We start from the raw sequence: 21,627 nt of genomic DNA on the forward strand, positions 1-21,627 counted from the left end.
CTATTAAATAACACTAAGCTTTTGCCCGGGTTTTTTACGGTGGAAACGGAACTCTAAAGAAACTATATCTTTGGGATCTTTTCGGTTTACCAAACGGATTACCCCTTCGCGGTTTACCGGGTCTACCAAAGTCACCATTTTACCTTCAGCAAAGTATAAGAGCTGAGCTTCCTGCGGATAAGGAACTATATCAAATTCTTCACTCATAATGACCATGAGTAAATCCTTTATCCTGTTTTCTTTTTCTGACTCGGAATAGTAATATACGATTCCTAAAAGATCTTCTCTTTCTTGTATTAACTGACGAAAGGCCGCGGTGTCTTTTTGGGCTATAAGCTGACGTATGTCATCATAACGTTGTTGCATCTCCTTTTTTAGTTCTTCTTCATTCTGTTCTTTCAGATTTACAGAATGGCTCCAGCCTTCTACTTCATAGGGAACTTCTACCTCTATTTCGGTTTGTAGTTCGAAATAAGGCAATCCTACAATTGGATTATAGGGTTTATCATTGGCATCATATTTTGTATCGGGAGTTTCTATAGTAAACATAGGATATTTATCATCCCAATCTCCGGATTTTCTATAATATCCTTCCATTTGTAAATAAGAATGGTAATCAAATGAAGTTTCTCCATAACGAGGATAAATTCTACCTACTACTTTATATTTTCCGCTTTTTAAGATACAGGAATTAATAGGAACTTGGGGTCCTATACTCCGCCCACTTTTTTTTGATATTTCTCCCCAAAATAAATTTATGGATACTGGAACATCTCCTATTAATAACTCTAATTGAGAATTACCTGCCCTTACTGCAATAGTATAACTTTTATTTTTAATATTTGTATTGGGTATAAAAGGAGTTGGAATAAATAGGTAGGGCTTTAACATATCATTCATAATTTCGGGTTGTTTATATACGGTTATTTTTTTTATTTGATCGTTTTGCGGCAAACTTCTTTCTTTGTTCCCTTGCCCACAGGAAAACAGAGAAGACACCAGAAATAAACAAAAAATAACTTTATGTATATACCTGAACATTAATACAATAGTTTTTTCTGATTTTATTTTAGCCTATTATCTATCGTATAACTTCTAACGGCTTACCTAATGTAGGACGATATAACATCATGTTAAAATATTCATTATCTAATTCCTGTTCTGAAAAAATTGGAGAATCTCCCTCCATACTTTCTAATGTTACCAATTTACCATTAGCAAAAAATTTTAAAATATAATCTTTTTTGAAAAGAACTTTCCCTTGACTATCTAAGACTCTTTGAGAATTTGATTTATCCTCTTCTTCTATTTCAAATTTCGTATAGTAATTGCTTAAATAATATTCTTGATCTGCTTTTTTAAACATTTTTAAGTAATTATAAGGATCACCAGAATTTAAAATTTTAAATAATTCCTCATATTTGGCGATAACTTCTTGAGCAAGTTTACCTCTATCTTCTTCAATTAAATTTACTCCATCATCCCAACCTGTTAATTTATATGGAAGCTTGATATCCATTTTCCATTCTTCTTCTAAATAAGGTACAGGAATAGTAAAGCTTGAAAATTTATATGTTTTTAAATTATTTTTACTTACCTGTCCGTCATCTTTTTCATAAACATAAAGGGATATTTGAAAATAAGAAGCAATATTCTCTTCTACTAAATTAGCTTTAGGTTTATCTCTTGTTGGATATATTTTTGACTTTATTGTAATAGTTCCACTTTTTAGAAGCCACTGGTTTAAGTCTAAATCATAATCAACAGAACCCGAATCATAAAAAGAATCCAATAAAATATCATTTATACTTACTTCATAAGGAGAAGCAGACTGTATATGAATCCCATAAATAGGTTGTTTATAAATTTTATTTTTAATTACAATTTTTTCCATTATGTTTTTTGCATCCATTTTATTTTCTTGTGCTTTATTAGTACAATTAAAAGTTAATATCAATAAAAAAAAGAAATATTTTATTAGTTTCATACTATTTTATTCTAAATTTTAATTAAAATTCATAGGAAAAGAACCTTTATATCCTGGAATCAGTTTAATTGGATCAAGTTCTCTTGGTTTTTTGTTATTCCCTTTTCCTCTCTTTATCCCAGCTTTAAAAGTAACTGTAACTATCAAACCAGAAAACTCTGTAGTCCAATCAACCTTATTCTCTTTATTAAAATTAAAATCGGCAGTTATCTTAAAATAATTTTAATCCTGTAATTTGTTTATCTTATTACTTCTAATGATGAATTATTTGATGGACGATACAAAATAATCCCAAAGTAATCTTTATATTCTTTAGTCGAATATGATAATGGAGAATCTCCTTTACTATCCTCTAATGTTACTAATTTACCATTTCCATAAATTTTCAATTCATATTGGTTAAAATTAATTGGCTTCATTTTACCTTTTGCAGCAATAACTCTGTCTTTTAATTCCTCTTGCTCCATTTTTATAATTTGCGAGTCGTAATATGAAATCAAAGCTTCTTGAGTTCTTTTAGAAATGATTTTAGAATACCTATCGTAATCTCCATTATTTATTATTGTGTAAACTTCTTGATAAAATGCTTGTAATTCTTTTAAAAGCTTTTCTTGATTTTCATTAATTAATTCAACTGATGTTGACCATCCTTGTAGATGATAGGGTACATTAATCTTTACTTCTTGAATATATTTATCGTTTATAATCTTTTCTTTATCAATAGAAAACTCTTTAACTAATTTTGAATCTTGAGAATCAATATTAAGTAATTCTACAATTTTTACATTTATAAAATCAAGACTTCTGTCAGATATATGATTTTCACCTCTTTTAGGATACATTTTTAAAACTATTGTTTGTATTCCTGACTTTAAAATAAAATTGTTTATAAATAAATTTGTTTCAACAGCTCCTTCTTCATCAAAACTCCTATCAATTAGAAAATCATTGACATATAGTTCATAAGGAATTGAAATACTTAACTTAATTTTATATATTGGTGTATTCATATTTTTATTTTTTTTTATATTACTATCTTGACAATTGCTTACTATAAAAACCATTGCCATTATAAAAACCATTAGAACTTTATTTCTCATATGTAATATTTTATTTGAACTCCATAGTTTTCAACCCTTTATAAGAAGGTAATATAACAATATAAACTTTAAATTCACAACTCAAAATGATTAACGAACAATCACTAATCTGTTAGAGTCCAATTTTTTATGAAGAAAGAAATTATAATAGGACTCCACATCATCCCTATCTGCACATAAAGGTGAGCTACCGTCTAATTTTTCTAACCTTACTAATCTACCATTTCCATAGTATTTTAATACATAATCTTCCAATTTTTTCATTTTCCCTTTACTATCTATAATTCTATTTATTTCTTTTTCCTTATCTTCTTTTTCCTTATCTCTACCAAGATATAAAGATTTATATATTTCATCATCTGCTAACTTATTTAGTGCAAAATATTTTTCATAATCACCATTATTTAAAATAGTTCTCACATTCTCATAAAATAAAACTACTTCATCTAATAAATTTTCTTCTTTAGTTAAATCTTTAGAATTCATCCATCCTATATTCTTATATGGGACTTCTACTTCAAAGTAAGTTTTATATTCAAAATTTGGAAGATTATCTTTAAAATTTGGAAATTTAATATCCTGTATTAATGTAAATGTTTCATCATTAAGAGATGGAGATTTATATATTTGAACTTTTATGTCTTCCATATCTTTATAGGAAACCTTTGACTTACCTATAAAAGGATATAATTTTATTTTTAATTCCTGCTTTCCTGAAGATAAAATATATTCATTTAATGTTTCAAAAAAATCAACGGATCCATTCGAATTATTTTTATCAATTAATACATCATTTAAATATAACTCAAAAGGTAAGTAACTTTCAAAATTAATCCTGTAAATAGGTGTATTATGTACATTCATATTTTCTTTTTTTTCTTTTTTTTCTTTATTTAAAAATACTTTTTGTTGTGTTGAATTACTTTTCTTTTCTTGACATGCAGTTAGCATATAAACCAAAAACAACAAAAATAGAATTCCTTTCTTCATTTTATTTTTTTATCTATCTTTTCCAAATACCATACTTGTTTTACCTGTATATGATGGTATTAATTTAATAGGGTTAATACTCCTTTTCGGTACATCTTGATTTCCTTTCTTAACTCCTGCCTTAAAGTATACCTCAACCATTAAACCAGAAAACTCTGTAGTCCAATTAACCTTGTTCTCTTTATTAAAATTAGGATCGGCAGTTATCTTAAAATAACAATCAGCCTTAACACCAGCTTCTAAATCAACTTCTGGAAATTTTTTAAATTTATTTGCTCTTATTTTCACATTTAAACTTAATTCTAATTTTCCCCCAAAAGTCCCGCTAATTTTCATATCGGTATCAAATTGTTTTCCTTTAGGCCGGGTTCCATTCCAGTTTACATACGCCTTATCTATAGCTAAATTAGCATAAAAAATTAAATCTATCCGGTAGCTAACATCTAAAGAACCAAAAGTAATCTTACTTGCCAGCCAGGTAGCTATATCAAGTGCTGTAATTAATTTTCCATATACCGGGATCTTTTCTCCCAAAGCCAGTAAATCAATTTTCAGATTTCCTCCAATTAAAGGAGTACATTTTACATAGCCTTCCAATTGCAATCCTACTCTATTTTTGGTAGTAGCATATTTCCAGTTTATTCCGGCAGAAGGTGCTGGAGCTTGTAAAGACAAACTCATAGCATTTAACCTCCCTAATAAACTTGGGGTTTTTGTTCCTACCTCCTTAGCCGCTTTCCTGGCTTGCACAGCCCCGGTTATTTTTTCTGCGGTATCATATATACTTTTTAATATTTTTGTCGTGCTCCGATATTTTTCCGCAAAATTCCAACTTAATTCTTCCGTTATTTTCCCGTTATACTTCGCCTTTATAGTCAAACCAAAATTAGTAAGCTTATCTCCTAAATTACGGTTTGCCATTGTTGTCATACGGGTTTGAGTAGATGTATTTTGTCTTTTCCGGTTCCTTTCTTCATTTTTTAAATCTGCTACTGCCTTAACATCTCCCCAATTTCGTACATCTTTTAAAGAAATATTTTTATTAACCGAATTCTTATCATCCAAATTGTATAAATTATAATTAGGCTCCTTCTCTCCATACCAAACAGGATCTTTTGTATTGTAAAAGAAATTAAAATCCCATTCCATATCCGGATATACATTAATCAAGACATCATTGGTATACCGGCAGGTTTTTATCATTACCACATAGGGCTGTTTATCTTTTTCTGTAAGCCAGAAATAATTAAATGGGAAGGTACTTACCGTATTAGCTACCTTCTTATCTTTTATATAGATATAGGGAAGGGTAAGATCTATTTCTTTTTCTTTTATATTTACCACAGTAAGATTTTGCTGTTCCGCGCCGGCTTCTTTATGAAAGTAAAAGACGCTTTTCCCTCCGCGGGTATGGGTACCCGGGCGGCAGGCCTCATTGGTATGCAGGTCGGCCATCAACTTCAGGAAAGCCGGTTTTGCATCTCCGGCAATTACCTCAATCGTTGGTTGCGACTTAGGCAATATCATTTTAGTCTCATCAAAAATAATTGCTTCTACTCCGTCTTTTTTTGTAAAACCCTCGTCTTTGTAACGCTGGGCTTTAATCTGGGTATAGTGGCAAGGTTCTCCTTTGGGTGTCAATAAAACAGGAGTTTCCCTTTCCACCACCTGATTTACCGGAGCATTACGGGTATTAATATAGGCTTCGGTGTCTTCGTACATAATCTGTATATAGCCGGTTACCGACTGAGCCCGGGGTTTATTAGCCAATTCTTTTCGGAAACGGGAAGAGATTACCGCAGAAGAAATCTCAAAAGCAGCTGCCACTGCCCCCATCTCATTAACCAGACTAAAATCTGAAGGGAGATACGAAATCTGAACTTTAAACACGCGGGCTTCCTTCTTTTTCTGATCTTCGGGCATTTTGCTTATATCCAACGGAACAGTTACTTCCGCAAAGCCTTTAAACTGCTCCAGATAGTCCTGCAATTCATCCGTTTCTTCTTCTTCCTGTGCCGGTTTATTTTTCGTTACAGTAGCCGTAGTGCTATACAGGGTTTTATCAGACGATTCATCCCATATCTCTATGCTTAGCTTTTCCCCCTCGGGAATATGAAGTGTCTCTATAAAAAACTCTATATTTTCGCCGTAATACAAGTAGGTATACTTTGCCTGTTTCACCGTTGAAGCCAATATCCGGATAAATGCACCCCTGTGTACTGTATGGTTCCCGCTTATAGTAACCTCATAAGGACCGGGATGCTGGGCCGGCATCATAAACATGCCTTTGGGCGCCGCACCAAAATGAAGTTCGGGATGAACCAGAAAGGGTTCTACCCAGTACAGGGCAGGAAGAAATTTTTCGTCTTTATCAAACCACAGAGATATAGAGTTCGCACGGTTATAGGCCCCGCCTACGCCATAGAGGTCCGAGCCGGATATTTTGATAAGGGGCTCATTTTCTATATTTTGTTCCCCGGGGTCTTTTTTATTATTTTGGTTGGTATCTTTAAACCAGTGTAACCATTCTATTCCTCCTTTTTCCAAGGAGTTTACACGACCGTATACCCATTTAATGCCGGAATTTTTATAGCCTTTTTCTTTAAGTATTTCCGACCTGTTGCGGCTTTCTTCGACTATTCCTGCTTCTATATACGCAAAAAGGCTGTTGGCCATTACTCCGTACACCCTGCAGTTTTTAAGGGACGGATATTCTTTTATCTGTCCGGTTTCCAGATCTTCGTCTGTAATAAGTATTCCCGTAATTCCTCTGGCCATAGTTATTTAGCTTTAAGTTGCGGGGAAGGTTTCAGGTTACGTCCCAGGTGGGCGGTATCTACCAATGGATTGATCTGCGCCTGTACCTGAGGATCGGTATTACTAAAATTCTGAGGAGATACCTCAGCTTGTTGTCCATGATACAAAATACTGATGCAGTCTTTGCCTCCTATTGGGCAGGTAGCCTTAGACTCTTCAGTAAGGAGGTTTCCGGCTCCTTCTATTTTCTTCTTGGTTTCCTCGCCACTCCAGGCGGTAAGGGTAACTGTACAAGGATTGTTCTTTTTTTTAGCACAACTGCCAAAGCAATTCTTTTCAAAGGTAGTGCCCAGGTCTGTAGTGGTTACCGCCAGTTTTTTGGCTCCGTCCATATCATTAAGGAACACTTTACTTTGGGTTTTTACTTTCAACGCATCGGTACCACTCCCGTACAGACAGCTGCAAACTGCTCCTTGCACTATATATTTTACTCCCATATTTAGTTAGTATTTTGATTATAAATTATAATTATTTTGTAATATTTATTATTTACTTGCTTATTAACAATAATTTAAGACAGGCATTTTTCAAATACTCATTCTTGCTCCTAATTTTTTACGGTAATAATTTCTCCTGCTCGGCAGGGTAAAAAGATTGGGTACAGACTACCCGCTGCCTTTCCACCATCAACGCCCTACAGGAATTATTTATACTTTCTCCTGGCATACAGTAGCAAAGCTCGTGGGTATAGCTGCAAAACATATATCCGTAAACTCCGGTATCTGCCTCTGACATTACCCGCTGACCGTCTTTTTTCATTCTCAATATTCCCGTATCTAAAGACCGGAAAACTCCGCAGGAAATCCCTTTACCACATTCTAATACGGCATTTTCCGTTACTATAAAATTGTACTTTTTCATAAGATTTTAACTTTAAAATCCAAACAAGCGGTCAAACCATCCTTTGCCTTTGTTTTTTAAATATTTCTGATAGACTACCTCATCTTCATCCAGCTTTTTTCTTTCTTCTTCGTATTGCTTTTCATAATCTATTACCGGCTCTTTTCCGCGCTGTTGCCATATACTTACTTCCGTAAGAGGTTCTTTATGTCCTTCTTTTACACGGAAAAGCGTTGCCAAAATATCTTTGATGGTAAACCGTTGCTTTTCCAGATTATACTCTACTTCCAGCTCATAGCGCACCCCTGCACTTATCGCCTGTCCGTGAAAATGAAGAAATACACCTCCTACCTGGTTATATTCTTTTTCCACCCATTGTTTTCCTTTAAAAAGAAGAGGCCGGTTATACTCTCCTATATTGAACCAAAGGCTGCTTTCTTTATCTAATTCCGAAGAATATTCTCCATACAGGGAATGACAATAGAGAGAAAAAAACAGATCATTGCTAAGTAAAGACTTTCGAAACAGGCGGTCATCGGCCAATTGTTCTTCAATTGTATGTTTATACAACTCTAATAACGCTCCGCCATATTCTCTTTCTAAATATGGAACCAGTTTATTCCAGTTATTTTGTATTTCTTCTCGGTTAATTATTTTTTGTTTGCGGGTATTATAATCAATATTTAGTTCCAAAGGATACAAGGCTCGGGTAGTAAGTATAGCCAGTTCATCGGCCACTCTATCCGGAGAATGACCATTAACAAAGAACCGGTCTTTCTGAAACCGAATCCGGGTTATATTCTGAGCAGTACCCCGCCCTTGAGCTGTAATTTCATAATTTACCTGCGAAGATGATAGCGGATATTTAATGAGTACTCGATATACCCTTAGGGGAAGATCTTGCAGGTATAAGGAATTTTTTGCTCCCCAATGTACTTTTCCTGATTGAGTAGAAGCTAATACTTCTTTCTTTTCGCTTTTTAAAAATTGCTTTTCCGAGTCGTCTATATAAAAACCTAAATTAGACATATAAGAACCTATCTATCGGATAAATTTACTTATTTTTATTTTAAATTAAAAATTACACATAAAAAATTTATTAGATATTTAGTTTTTTTTATAGCTGAAAAGTAAAATACGAGTATTCATTTCAAAAAAATAAATAAAATTTTACACATATTGTGTACAATATTCATCTGGAAATTACTATTTAAGTATTTGATATACAAATATTAATTACGAGCTTCTTTATACCATTTATAAACTCCTACAAGGGCATTAATCTCATAAAGAACCGATTGTATAGCAAAAATATAGTTATGAGATAGTATATTTAATATAAACCAAACGCAATTGCTTATACTCCATAAAATCCAAGAAAAAGGCTGACGCATGATCATGGTAAATTGAGCTGCAACCCCCAACAGAAAGGCTATACTATTCAGGACAAATACATACATATTTTTTTTATCCTTAAATAAAAAATCTCCGTAATTATATAAAAAAAATATTCCTGCTATACAGAAAATAAGAGTAAAAATCAGTGCTTTTTTATTAGTATGTGAAATTTTCACTTTTCCTTCTTCATCCAGATTTTCTTTCCGGGTCCACAGATACAGTCCAAAAATATGAGTAATAAAATAATACACACTACTAAGAGCCATTCCCGGGTTTCTAAATAAAATCTGCATATAAATTTCTCCGGTATTGGCAGACATTCCCAATACATTGGAAAATACAGGAGAGCGGCTCACTAAAACACTTACACAAATGTATCCTAAAATAACGGTTATCATTGAAATAACGGTTACATAGAATGGAATTTTGCCGGTTTGTAAATCACTAATTCCTATATATAATGTGAGTCCAAAAGCAGCTATATACCAAAAAATCCTGAATATTTTTTCTGATTTTACTGAAATCATATTTTTCTATATTCGTTTTTGAGTTATATTTTTTATGAATTGGAGGTTTATTCCTCTTTCTGCCATATATACTCCCAATAGAATACATATAGAACCTAAAATAGCTATTTTGGTAATCTGCTCTTCTAAAACCAGAGAGGAGGTGAGTAAGGTTACTAAAGGAACTACGTATATATAATTGGAGGTTCTGACTACTCCTAATTTTTTGACAGCAGTATTCCACATGAAAAAACAAAGCATGGAGGCTATAAAGCCTAAAAATGATAAATTTAAAATCACGGATGGTCGAAATAAAATATCCTTATTAAAGTGTATAGGCTGAAAATACATAAAGGGCAAAAGGGTAACTATTCCATAAAAAAAGACTTTGCGGGTGATAAATAAGGTAGGATAATTATTTTCCATCTTCCTCAAAATCAACCCATAAAAAGCCCAGGACAAGGCTGCCAATACAGTTAAAAAATCCCCTAAAGGATTTAGCTGTAATACAAAACTCCCGTTAAAAATTACCAAAGTGACACCTACCAAAGCTAGCAATGACCCATATATTAAATTTTTGGTAGGTTTTTCTTTTTTTCTGTACACAATAAATGATAAAAAGGCTGTAAGTAAAGGAGCTGTACATATAATCAGAGATACATTGGAAGCTAGGGTAATCCCTAAAGCCATGTTTTCTGCAACAAAATATAAAGACCCTCCGCACAGTCCTAATAAAACAAAAAGAAATTCATCTTTTTTATTTTTAGAAAGTAAGGTTTTAGGTGTAAAAAACCAAATACAGAGATATGCCATTAAAAAACGGTAAAAGAATATTTCTACCGGGCTAAGACCATTATTGATAAGGATTTTCGTCGAAATGAATGTAGTTCCCCAAATAATTACCGTAATTACAGCCATTAGATGGTATTTTATACTCAAATTTTTCGTTCCCATTATTTCATAATTTTATAAGTATACTGGCAGCTATTAATATAGCTGCCAGTAAAATACTCTGAAATGTATTTTTATTTTATCAATTTTATTTTTTTAAAAATGCATCTATATGCTCAGCCGTTTTTCTTCCTGATGCAATACAGCTAACTACCAGGGATTGTCCGCTTACGCAGTCTCCGGCGGCAAATACTTTATCGATATTCGTTTTCCTAACCTCATCAGTATGAATATTCTTTCGCTCATTCATAACAATTTCCATTTCTTCCAAAAATCCTTCTTGTATGGGGTGTATAAAACCTAAGGCTAAAAAAACCAAATCAACTTTTAAAATTTCTACTTTACCGGTTTCTTTCATTATAAATTTACCGGACTCATCTTTTCCCCATTCTATTTCTACCAATTCTACGGCTGTTAGTTTCCCATTTTCTCCGATAAATCTTTTGGTATTTAATGCCCAGCGCCTTTCCCCCCCCTCGAGGTGAGATGATGAAGTTTTTAAATACACAGGAAATGGAACCGGCCAACGATTTTCTATATCTTTTAATTCTTTTGGCTTAGGCAATATTTCAATTTGGGTAATACTGGCAGCTCCTTGTCTGTTTGCAGTACCTATACAGTCTGAACCTGTATCCCCACCTCCGATTACCAATACATTTTTTCCTTTTGCATTTATTAGTTTTTCTTCTGAAACAGGCTCTCCCGCATTCAGTTTATTTTGCACAGTAAGGTATTCCATAGCATAATAAACCCCTTGCAAATCTCTTCCTTCTATGGGCAAATCGCGAGGTACTTGAGAGCCAATGGCAATACAGATTGCATCATATTTTTTATGCAATTCTTTGGCTTTAATTTCTTTTCCTATTTCTGTATTGGTTATGAATTCTATGCCTTCTTCACGCATTAAATTCACTCGTCTTTCTACTATATTTTTATTAAGCTTAAAATCTGGTATTCCATAACGTAACAATCCTCCAATACTGTGTTCTTTCTCATATACAGTAACCTCATGTCCTTTTTGGTTTAATCGGTTAGCTACGGCTAATCCGGAAGGCCCCGAGCCTATAACCGCAACTTTTTTTCCGGTTCTAAATTGTGGGATTTTAGGCTTCATATATCCTTCGGAATAAGCCTGTTCCATAACAGCAGCTTCGTTTTCCCTTATGGTTACGGGTGAATCATGAATGGAAAGTACACAAGTCTTTTCACAAGGGGCAGGACACACTCTACCTGTAAATTCAGGAAAATCATTGGTTGATTGCAAACTTAACATTGCTTTCTTCCAATTTCCTTTATATATGTAATCTTGCCATTCGGGCATTTTATTTCCTAAGGGGCAACCATATTGACAAAAGGGCACTCCGCAATCCATACACCGGGATGCCTGAAGTAATCGGTCTTCTGCATTTAATGTCTGTTCTACTTCACCATAGTCTAATATTCTTTCATGCTTAGGACGGTATCCTGCCTCTTTTCTATGTACTGTTAAAAATGCTTTTGGATTTCCCATTTTTTCTTAATAATCAAATTCTAATTTTGAAATTTTTTCGTTAATTGCCGCTATTTTTTCATCATGTAATACTTTTTTGTATTCTATTGGCATCACTTTTATAAATTTATTTACCTCTTCTTGCCAGTTGTCTAAAATTCTTTTAGCCATTGGACTTTGGGTATATTCAAAATGAGTTTTTATTAAATGATGTAATTCTTTATTTTCAGAAAGATCTTCGATTAAAGATAGTTCAACCATTTCCATATTACAATAGTAGTCAAAATCGTCATCAATATTATACACATAAGCAATTCCTCCGCTCATTCCTGCCGCAAAGTTTCTACCGGTTTTTCCAAGTACTACGGTTCTTCCTCCGGTCATATACTCACAACAATGGTCTCCTACTCCTTCCACAACTGCTATAGCTCCACTATTTCTAACACAAAAACGTTCTCCTACTTGTCCGTTAATATACACTTCGCCAGAGGTAGCGCCATATAATAAAGTATTTCCGGCTATAATATTGCTTTCTGGTTTAAAATTTGAAGATCCGGGAGGCAATAGAATAATTTTTCCTCCGGAAAGTCCTTTTCCTAAATAATCATTAGCATCTCCATTTAAGGTAAAAGTTATTCCTTTAGATAAAAATGCTCCAAAGCTCTGACCGGCCGATCCATTAAAGGCACATCTGATAGTATCGTGAGGAAGTCCTGTATTTCCGTATTTCATAGCAACTTGTCCGGACAACATAACACCTACGGCTCTATCGGTATTATTTATTTTATGAGTAAGGTCTACCGGCATGGCTTTTTGTATAGCCAAGCGACAGGTTTCAATAAGTTCTTTGTCTAAAACTTTTTCTAATTTATGATCTTGAGTTTTGGTATGACGTAAAGAATTTGTATTATTTTTTGGATAATAAAGGATTTTCGAAAAGTTTAATTTTTTATGTCTTGGATCTTCTATTCCTGTTTTTTCTTTTAAAAGGTCAGCTCTACCTACTATATCTTCTAATTTTTGGAATCCTAAATTTGCCAGATGCTCTCGGACTTCTTCTGCTAAGAAATTGAAAAAGTTAATTAAATAATCGCTTTTCCCGTTAAATTTAGCTCTGAGCTCTTTATTTTGTGTAGCTACGCCTACCGGACAGGTGTTTAAATGACATTTTCTCATCATTACACAACCTAAAATAATTAACGCACTGGTAGCAAAACCAAACTCTTCCGCACCTAACATAGCTGCAATTACTATATCTTTACCGGTTTTTAATTGTCCATCGGTTTGTAATCTGATATTTCCTCTCAAATTATTTAAAACTAAGGTTTGCTGAGTTTCAGCTAACCCAATTTCTAAAGGTAAACCGGCATGTTTAATGGAACTTAATGGGCTGGCTCCGGTTCCTCCGTCACAACCACTAATCAAAATCAAATCTGCTTTAGCTTTGGCTACTCCTGCAGCAATAGTGCCTACTCCACTTTCAGAAACTAATTTTACACTTATTATTGCCTGAGGATTAACATTTTTTAAATCGAATATTAATTGTGCCAAATCTTCTATGGAATAAATATCGTGATGAGGAGGAGGGGAAATCAAAGAAATTCCCGGAATAGAATGACGCGTTTTAGCTATAATTTTATCTACTTTGAAACCAGGCAACTGCCCTCCTTCTCCTGGTTTTGCACCTTGTGCTACTTTGATTTGTATCTCGTTTGCATTAACCAAATATTCTGCAGTAACCCCAAACCTTCCGGAAGCGACTTGTTTTATGGCTGAACGTGCATTGGTAGCAAAACGTTCGGACAATTCCCCTCCTTCACCGGTATTACTTTTACCTCCAATGGTATTCATAGCTACAGCCATTGCCTCATGTGCTTCCTGACTGATTGACCCAAAGGACATGGCTCCTGTAACAAACCTTTTCATAATTTCTGAGGCAGGTTCTACCTCATCTATTGATATGGGATGAGCAGCATAATCTATAAAGTCTCTTATAAATATTTTATCTGTTTTATTATCTACTTCTTGAGTAAATTCTTTGAATTTCTTGTAATCCCCTAAACGAGTAGCTATTTGAAGTTTGGCTATTGTTTCAGGATTCCATGCATGGGATTCTTTTCCTTTTCGCCAAGAATAAAATCCTAAGTTATCTGTAGCAGAATCTACCTTATGTTCTTCAAATGCATTTTCAAAAGATTTTATGGCATCTTCTGCAATGTCTTTGAGATCTATTCCTTCTATTTTTGAAAGAGTATCTCCAAAATAGGTGTTTAATACTTTAGTACTTATTCCAACAGCTTCAAATACTTGAGCTCCTATATAACTTTTAAGTGTAGATATTCCCATCTTTGAAAGTACTTTCAACAAGCCTTTATGGATGGACTTCATATAATTCCTTTCTGCTGTAGAGAATATCATTTGAATTTCTCCATTTTTGACTAAATTATTTAAGATGGCAAAGGAAAGGTATGGATTTACTGCGTTGGCTCCGTAGCCAAATAAAAGTGCAAAATGCATCACTTCTCTTGGCTCGGCAGATTCTAATACAATATCTATCTGCATTCTTTTTCTTTGAGAAATAAGATAGTGATGCACCGCAGAAACAGCTAGCAATGAAGGAATAGCTACTTTTTTATCATTGGCAGCCCGGTCACTTAATATGATATAATTACTACCGGCATCTACGGCCTGTACTGCTAATTGACAAATTTCTTCCAATCCTTTTTCTAATCCTAATGCTTCTTCCTGTGAATCAGGAGTAAAGAGTATAGGAATAACCGTTGATTTAAATCCTTTATATTCTAAGTTTTGTAAAAGGTCTAATTCCTTATTGGTAATTATAGGATAAGATAATCCCACCATTTTACAGTGTTCCGGCATTGGTTCTAATATATTCTTATGAATAGAACCTATATAACCTTCTAATGACATAACCAATTCTTCACGTATAGGATCGATGGGCGGATTGGTTACCTGTGCAAAATGTTGTCGAAAATAACTGAATAAGCGATTGGGCTCTTTAGATAATATAGCTAAAGGGGCATCGTTCCCCATAGAACCTATCGGTTCTTTTCCATCTAATGCCATAGGAACTATAAGCTTTTCTATATCTTCCCGATAATATCCAAAAGCGGAAAGTAAGGTTTCAAAATTATCTACTTCATATTTTACGCTTCTTCCTGAGCTTATATCATCTAAAGATATTCTATTTTTGCTTAACCATTTCTGGTAAGGATAGGCCTTGGCTAAATCTTCTTTTAATTCTTTATCATATTGTATAATACCGGTTTCTGTATCTATCATTAACATTTTGCCGGGCTTTAGTCTTCCTTTTTCTCTAATTTCTGATGGATCAAAAGACAATACTCCGGTTTCTGAAGCAACAACCATTACGTCTTTATGGGTAATCAGATATCTGGCAGGACGTAATCCGTTTCTGTCTAAAAGTCCTCCGGCATATCTGCCGTCACTAAAAAGAATAGTTGCGGGTCCATCCCAAGGTTCCATCAATATGCTATGATATTCATAAAAAGCTTTGAGTTCTGAAGAAATCGGATTTTTTGAATTCCAGGATTCAGGAACCATCATCGCTAACGCATGGGGAAGAGATTTACCAGACATGACTAAAAATTCCAATACATTATCAAAAGAGGCACTATCACTCATCCCTTGTTGTACTATTGGCCAAATATCTTCTATTTTCCCAATTTTTTCTGATTTAAGTACACTCTCTCTGGCTTCCATCCAAAGACGATTCCCTTTGATTGTATTAATTTCGCCATTATGTCCTACGAAACGAAAGGGTTGGGCTAAATCCCAAGTAGGAAATGTATTGGTACTAAACCGTGAATGGACTAGAGCTACAGCACTTGTAAAGTTAGGATGTAATAAATCAGGAAAATATTGCCTTAGCTGCATTGAAGTTAGCATTCCTTTATATATTATTGTTTTAAGGGAAAGGCTCACTATATAGCAACTTCTTTTGTCTTGAATTTTTGAATTTAATAATTCTCTTTCAAATTTTTTGCGTAATAAATATAATTTAAGTTCTAAAACATCCTTCGAAAAATTATCTCCGGTTATAAAAATCTGTTTAATTACAGGTTCACTGGATCTGGAAATTTCTCCTAATATATGCGTGTTAACCGGAACATCTCTTACTGCTAAAAGATGCAATTCTTCTTTTAAAATTAGATTTGTAAGCAACATCATAGCTGCTTCTTTTTCTTCTTCATCCTTAGGAAGAAACATTAATCCCGTGCCATATCTTCCTCTTTCCGGAACTGCTACTCCCTGTAGTAAAATAAACTCATGAGGAATTTGAACCATAATTCCGGCTCCATCTCCGGTTTTATCATCTGCACTTTCTGCCCCCCTATGAGTCATATTTTCCAAAACCTGTAATCCATTTTCAATAATAGAATGAGACCTCATCCCTTTGGTATGGACAACTAAGCCTACACCACAAGCATCATGTTCAAAATCAGGACTATATAACCCTTTTTGTACTACTTCTTTTTGTTGCATATTTCTTTTCGGATAAATTGAGACTATAAAGCTACAATTTTTTTTAATTATATAACCATTTTTGTGTCAATAAATTATATTTATTATCACAATTTTGTTTGATTAATAATTATTTAGAAATATTCTTAATAAAGTCACAGAGAAATTTTATTTTAAAATAATAATAATTTTAAACATTCTCTTAAATTAATTTAAATTATTATTGTTTTAAACCTGTTTTTTTAACTAATTATTATTTATAAAATTATAATTACCTCAATTATAAAAAATAAAATCAGTATTATTTTATTTTTCCGAATTTGAAATATTTTGTAAAAAATCTAGTACTTCCTGATAAATGCCCTGAGCATCTATTTTGTAATATGCAAATATTTCTGATGGTTTAGCATTAATTACATTTTCATCAGGAATTCCTAATATTCTCATGGGAACCGGGTAATTTTGAACAACTATCTCTGATACGATGGCACCTAATCCGCCATACACGCTATGTTCTTCAACCGTTACTATTTTCCCCGTTTCTCTAGCTGCTTTTAATACAGCTTGTTCATCTGAAGGTTTTAAAGTATGCATATCAATAACCCGTGCACTAATTCCTTCTTTTTTTAGAAGATTGGCTGCCTGTAAACAATGATATACGGTTTCGCCCGTTCCTATTATGGTAATATCTGTTCCTTCTATTAAAGTATTGGCTTTTCCTATTTCAAAACTTATATTATTCTCTGAATAAATTTTCGGAACAGAATTTCTCCCCATTCTTACATAAACCGGGTTTTTATGATCAGGCAATATTTCCGTTATTTTCTTAGCCTGAATAGCATCACTTGGAGAAATAATTTGTATACCCGGAAAAGTACGTATAGTAGCTATATCATGTAAGCAATGGTGGGTTGCTCCAAAGGCACCATAACTAACCCCTGCATTTACTCCAATAATTTTCACATTTATTCCGGAATAGGCAATATCCACTTTTATTTGTTCTAAACTTCTGGAGGTATAAAAACAAGCCGGACCGCAAACAAATACTTTTTTCCCTACTGATGCAATACCTGCCGCTACTCCTACTGCATTTTGTTCAGCAATTCCTACATCTATAAATTGGGAGGGCAATTCCTTTGCAAATTTATTTAGTGTTACCGTTCCTGCTGCATCTGAAGTTACTATTATTATTTCTTTATCATTTTTTGCAAGCTCTAATATTGTATCAGTAAAACTTTGCCTACAAGGTATATGGAATTGTGACATAATTTTTATTGTGTTATGGTATTTTCTAATTTTTGGATTTTTTCTGATATTTCTTTTTTCGCCTGTATATATTGAGCTTCTGTAGGAACTCCATGATGCCATGATAACTGATTTTCCATAAATGAAACCCCGTACCCCTTGATTGTCTTTGCTATAATAAGAGTAGGTTTATGATTTTCGTAATCTATAGATTTTAAAGTTTTTAACAGCCCAGAAGTATTATCTCCATTAGCTTCTTTAACGTCCCACCCTAAAGACTCCCATCTATCTTTTAAAGGTTCTAGCCCCATCACTTTTTCTGTAGAATTACTAATTTGCAAACCATTTCTATCTACAATTGCTACTAAGTGATCAAGTTTGTAATGACTTGCAGCCATAGCAGCTTCATAGATAGAACCTTCGCCCAGCTCTCCGTCTCCCATTAATACAAATGTTCTAAATTTTAATTTATTTAGTTTTCCTCCTATAGCCATTCCAACCCCAATTGAAAGTCCATGCCCCAAAGATCCGCCACTTATTTCTATTCCCGGAACTTTATGTGATGGATGACCTGTCAATAAAGTATTAAAGGAACCATATGTATTCAACTGTTCCGTACTTATAAATCCACAGGCTTCTAATATAGAATATAAAGCTTCTATACTATGCCCCTTACTCAGAATAAATCTATCCCTATCTTTTTTCTCTTTATTTTTCGGATTTATATTTAATATGTTAAAATACAAGGTTGCTAAAATATTTAAAGATGATAAGTCCCCTCCCGTATGTCCTGTTTTAGAATTATAAATAACGTCTAATAAACGCAAACGCGCCCTTTCCGTTTTTAACTCCAATTGTTTCAGCTCATCTAATTCATTCATATTTCATACATTTTTATACAAAAGTAGAAAAACAAACTTTATTTTTTTATGCTTCCTTAATTATATAAAATTATAATTCATAGCCAAGACCTCATTTATATTTATAATACAATTCACTCATTAAGATCTTAATGAAATGATAAGAATCACTTATAATTTATATGGAAAATTAATATGTTTTTATAATATTTGTATGTATAAAAACTAATTTGTTTTATAATATGAAAGAAATTGTAAACCACATAGATTATATAATCCCTGAAGTAATGGAAGGCTTTATAGGAGCACATAGCAGGTATTATGATAAAGTAGAAGATGTAAACGGAATCTTATTAAAAAACAGGAGAAAAGAAAAAGTTTCTTTAGTTATTGGAGGAGGCAGCGGCCATGAGCCTATGTTTGGAGGATTTGTTGGAAAAGGGTTAGCCGATGCTGCTGCTTGTGGAAATATTTTTGCTTCTCCTGACCCAAATACTATTTACCAAACGGCCATGGCTGCACATGCAGGAAAGGGAATTTTGTTTGTGTATGGAAACTATGCGGGTGATAATTTAAATTTTGACATGGCTGAAGAAATGCTTCAGGATGAGGGTATTAAAACTGCCACTGTTAGAGTTTGGGACGACTGTGTTTCTGCCCCTAAAGATAGGATAGAAGATCGAAGGGGAATTGCAGGAGATGTATTTATGGTAAAAATTGCAGGAGCAGCCTGCGATGCTGGTCTATCTTTAGAAAAGGTAGTCAAAGTGGTTGAAAAAGCCAGAGAAAATTTACGTAGCATTGGAATTGCTACTTCGCCCGGTCAAATTCCAGGAAATGAAAAGCCTACATTTGAATTAGGCGAAAATGAAATTGAATTTGGAATGGGTTTACATGGAGAAGCCGGAATAAAACGTACGATCATGCAACCGGCAGATATATTGGTAGAAACTTTATATGAAAATATTAAACAAGACATTACTCTTAATAAAGGAGATGAAGTTTGTGTTTTAATCAATGGTTTGGGGTCTACAACTCTTATTGAAATGAGTATTGTTTACCGTAGAGTAAAGCAACTTTTAGAAGCAGATGGTATTTCTGTATATGATGCAGATATAAATAATTATTGTACTTCTATGGGTATGGGCGGTTTTTCCATAAGTATTTTAAAATTGGATTCTGAATTAAAAAAATATTATAATGCTCCTTGTTTCTGTCCTTACTATGCAAAAGAAGGAAAATAATTTAACAAATAAATATTAAAATATATGACTGAAGCTCTGAATGTTAATAGCACTAAAGAAATGCTTATTTATATAGCTGATAAAATTATAGAAAGTAAGCCTTTTTTAACCGAAGTAGATAGCAAAATAGGGGATGGAGATCATGGTATCGGGATGGCTGGCGGATTGCAAAAAGCAAAAAATAAGCTTTTGACTTTAGACAATATTTCAAATGTATATGATTTATTCAATACCGTTGGAAAAACTATGCTTATGTCTATGGGAGGAGCTTCGGGTGTAATTTTTGGAAGTTTGTTTCTTGCCGGTTCTAAAAATGTTGATCCAAAAACAGAACTAAATGCACAAGATATTGCAGAAATAATGGAAAAAGGCTTAATTTCCATAAAAGAAAGAGGAAAAGCTCAGGTAGGAGATAAAACTATGATAGATGCTTTGGAACCTGCTGTGGAATCTTTAAAAGCCAATTCATCGAAAGGTCTTCACCTTATGTTACTGGAAGCAGAAGCCGCTGCTGCACAAGGAGTTGAAAATACAAAAAAGTATGTAGCAAAATTCGGTAGAGCTAAATCTCTTATGGAGCGAGCAATTGGTTATCAAGATGCTGGGGCTACTTCAGTATGGATTATTTTCCGTTCCATGCGAGAATATGTAGAAAAAAAATAATTTTATATATCTAAAACCATGACTAAAAATCGAAAACTATTGATCGGTACTAATACGAAAATGTATAAGACGATCGCTCAAACCGTTGATTTTCTTACTTGTTTACATAAATTAACCTCTGATATAGATCGCAAGCAAATAGAAATTTTTGTAATTCCATCCTTTACTACATTAGAAAATGCGAGAAAATGTGTTCCGAAATCTTCAATTACTATTGGTGCACAAAATATGTGCTGGGAAGATGAAGGTCAATTTACCGGAGAAATATCTCCTTTAATGTTGAAAGAGGTTGGTGTTGATTTAGTAGAAATCGGTCACTCTGAACGTAGGCATGTTTTTCATGAAACCAATCTGGAAGAAAATAAAAAAATTCTTTGTGCTTTACGTCATAATTTTACCGGATTATTATGCATTGGAGAAACCTTAGAGGAAAAAAATTATGGTATAAGTGATGAAGTGTTACGCACCCAGCTAAAAATAGGTTTATGCGGAGTGAATCCTGAACAAGTCCATCATCTTTGGGTAGCTTATGAACCTGTATGGGCTATAGGGGTAAACGGAATACCTGCCAGTAAAGAATATGCAAGTGAGAAGCATGGGGTAATTCGTAAAACTTTAGTTGAATTATTCGGAAAAGAAAAGGGAAATGAAATCCCAATTTTATATGGAGGAAGTGTAAATCCTGAAAATGCCTCTGAATTAATCCAAATGCCTGAAATTGATGGTTTATTTATTGGAAGAAGTGCTTGGCAAGCAGATAATTTTAATAAGATAATACGTGAGGTATTACCTTTATTTCAGAAAAAAAATTAAGTTTAAATTTCGTAAAAAGCCAATGAAATGGAATCAGTAGTTTTTTATGATATGTTTATACTTAAAAAGTATTTATAAAATATTATTATTTTTCAATATTCTATGATTAGTTTATTTTTTATTAAATGAAATCAATAGATAAATCCTATTAAATTATTTTCAATTAAAAAAATAAAAAGGCAGATTAAATCAATCTGCCTTTTTATTTCTAAATAAAG

At 33.3% G+C, this 21,627-nt stretch carries 18 protein-coding genes; 3 read left to right on the forward strand and 15 right to left on the reverse strand.

Annotated elements, in window-relative coordinates; translation table 11 throughout:
• Positions 1-3: 3 nt before the first annotated feature.
• The 15 genes from C4S76_RS01360 to C4S76_RS01425 form a co-directional block, all read right to left on the reverse strand.
• Complete coding sequence (locus tag C4S76_RS01360; protein ID WP_181044018.1) at positions 4-1,041, reverse strand: hypothetical protein; 1,038 nt, start codon at positions 1,039-1,041, stop codon at positions 4-6.
• A gap of 40 nt (positions 1,042-1,081) precedes the next feature.
• Entirely contained in the window at positions 1,082-1,987 is a 906-nt protein-coding gene (locus tag C4S76_RS01365; protein WP_105191944.1) for a hypothetical protein, read from the reverse strand.
• Between the two features lie 18 nt (positions 1,988-2,005).
• Positions 2,006-2,134 carry a hypothetical protein gene (locus C4S76_RS12065; RefSeq protein WP_262494540.1) on the reverse strand — a complete coding sequence of 43 codons (129 nt, stop codon included), beginning with the start codon at positions 2,132-2,134 and terminating at the stop codon, positions 2,006-2,008.
• A 92-nt stretch (positions 2,135-2,226) separates the two neighbouring features.
• Positions 2,227-3,087 (reverse strand): hypothetical protein, encoded by an 861-nt coding sequence (locus C4S76_RS01370; RefSeq protein ID WP_146105656.1) that lies wholly within the window; start codon positions 3,085-3,087, stop codon positions 2,227-2,229.
• Positions 3,088-3,177: 90 nt separating this feature from the next.
• Complete coding sequence (locus tag C4S76_RS01375; protein WP_105191948.1) at positions 3,178-4,077, reverse strand: hypothetical protein; 900 nt, start codon at positions 4,075-4,077, stop codon at positions 3,178-3,180.
• A gap of 9 nt (positions 4,078-4,086) precedes the next feature.
• Positions 4,087-6,855: a hypothetical protein gene (locus C4S76_RS01380; RefSeq protein ID WP_105191950.1), complete on the reverse strand. Its 2,769-nt coding sequence runs from the start codon at positions 6,853-6,855 to the stop codon at positions 4,087-4,089.
• Positions 6,856-6,857: 2 nt separating this feature from the next.
• Positions 6,858-7,331: a DUF4280 domain-containing protein gene (locus C4S76_RS01385; RefSeq protein ID WP_105191952.1), complete on the reverse strand. Its 474-nt coding sequence runs from the start codon at positions 7,329-7,331 to the stop codon at positions 6,858-6,860.
• Positions 7,332-7,449: 118 nt separating this feature from the next.
• Positions 7,450-7,755, reverse strand: coding sequence for a hypothetical protein (locus tag C4S76_RS01390; protein ID WP_105191954.1), 306 nt, complete (start codon positions 7,753-7,755; stop codon positions 7,450-7,452).
• 12 nt (positions 7,756-7,767) lie between these two features.
• Positions 7,768-8,763, reverse strand: coding sequence for a hypothetical protein (locus C4S76_RS01395; protein WP_105191956.1), 996 nt, complete (start codon positions 8,761-8,763; stop codon positions 7,768-7,770).
• Positions 8,764-8,966: 203 nt separating this feature from the next.
• A complete protein-coding gene (gene pnuC, locus C4S76_RS01400; protein WP_105191958.1) occupies positions 8,967-9,659 on the reverse strand; it encodes a nicotinamide riboside transporter PnuC in 693 nt (230 codons plus the stop codon).
• Positions 9,660-9,665: 6 nt separating this feature from the next.
• Positions 9,666-10,556, reverse strand: coding sequence for a DMT family transporter (locus C4S76_RS01405; protein WP_221404965.1), 891 nt, complete (start codon positions 10,554-10,556; stop codon positions 9,666-9,668).
• A gap of 121 nt (positions 10,557-10,677) precedes the next feature.
• Positions 10,678-12,099 (reverse strand): glutamate synthase subunit beta, encoded by a 1,422-nt coding sequence (locus C4S76_RS01410; RefSeq protein ID WP_105191962.1) that lies wholly within the window; start codon positions 12,097-12,099, stop codon positions 10,678-10,680.
• 6 nt (positions 12,100-12,105) lie between these two features.
• Positions 12,106-16,605, reverse strand: a complete 4,500-nt coding sequence (gene gltB / locus C4S76_RS01415; RefSeq protein WP_105191964.1) for a glutamate synthase large subunit — start codon at positions 16,603-16,605, stop codon at positions 12,106-12,108.
• A gap of 285 nt (positions 16,606-16,890) precedes the next feature.
• Positions 16,891-17,850, reverse strand: a complete 960-nt coding sequence (locus tag C4S76_RS01420) for a transketolase family protein (protein ID WP_105191966.1) — start codon at positions 17,848-17,850, stop codon at positions 16,891-16,893.
• A 5-nt stretch (positions 17,851-17,855) separates the two neighbouring features.
• The gene (locus C4S76_RS01425; protein ID WP_105191968.1) at positions 17,856-18,710 is read right to left on the reverse strand and encodes a transketolase; all 855 of its coding nucleotides are present in this window, start codon (positions 18,708-18,710) and stop codon (positions 17,856-17,858) included.
• 221 nt (positions 18,711-18,931) lie between these two features.
• Here C4S76_RS01425 and C4S76_RS11710 point away from each other — a divergent pair, with 221 nt between their 5' ends.
• The 3 genes from C4S76_RS11710 to C4S76_RS01435 are packed head-to-tail and all read left to right on the forward strand — an operon-like array spanning position 18,932 to position 21,409.
• Complete coding sequence (locus C4S76_RS11710) at positions 18,932-19,933, forward strand: dihydroxyacetone kinase subunit DhaK (RefSeq protein ID WP_181044019.1); 1,002 nt, start codon at positions 18,932-18,934, stop codon at positions 19,931-19,933.
• A gap of 24 nt (positions 19,934-19,957) precedes the next feature.
• On the forward strand, positions 19,958-20,596 hold the full coding sequence (gene dhaL, locus C4S76_RS11715) for a dihydroxyacetone kinase subunit DhaL (RefSeq protein ID WP_181044021.1): 639 nt from the start codon (positions 19,958-19,960) through the stop codon (positions 20,594-20,596).
• An 18-nt stretch (positions 20,597-20,614) separates the two neighbouring features.
• Entirely contained in the window at positions 20,615-21,409 is a 795-nt protein-coding gene (locus tag C4S76_RS01435; RefSeq protein WP_105191970.1) for a triose-phosphate isomerase, read from the forward strand.
• The last annotated feature ends 218 nt before the right edge of the window (positions 21,410-21,627 follow it).

It is taken from the genome of Apibacter adventoris (genome assembly GCF_002964965.1).
GTDB lineage: Bacteria > Bacteroidota > Bacteroidia > Flavobacteriales > Weeksellaceae > Apibacter > Apibacter adventoris.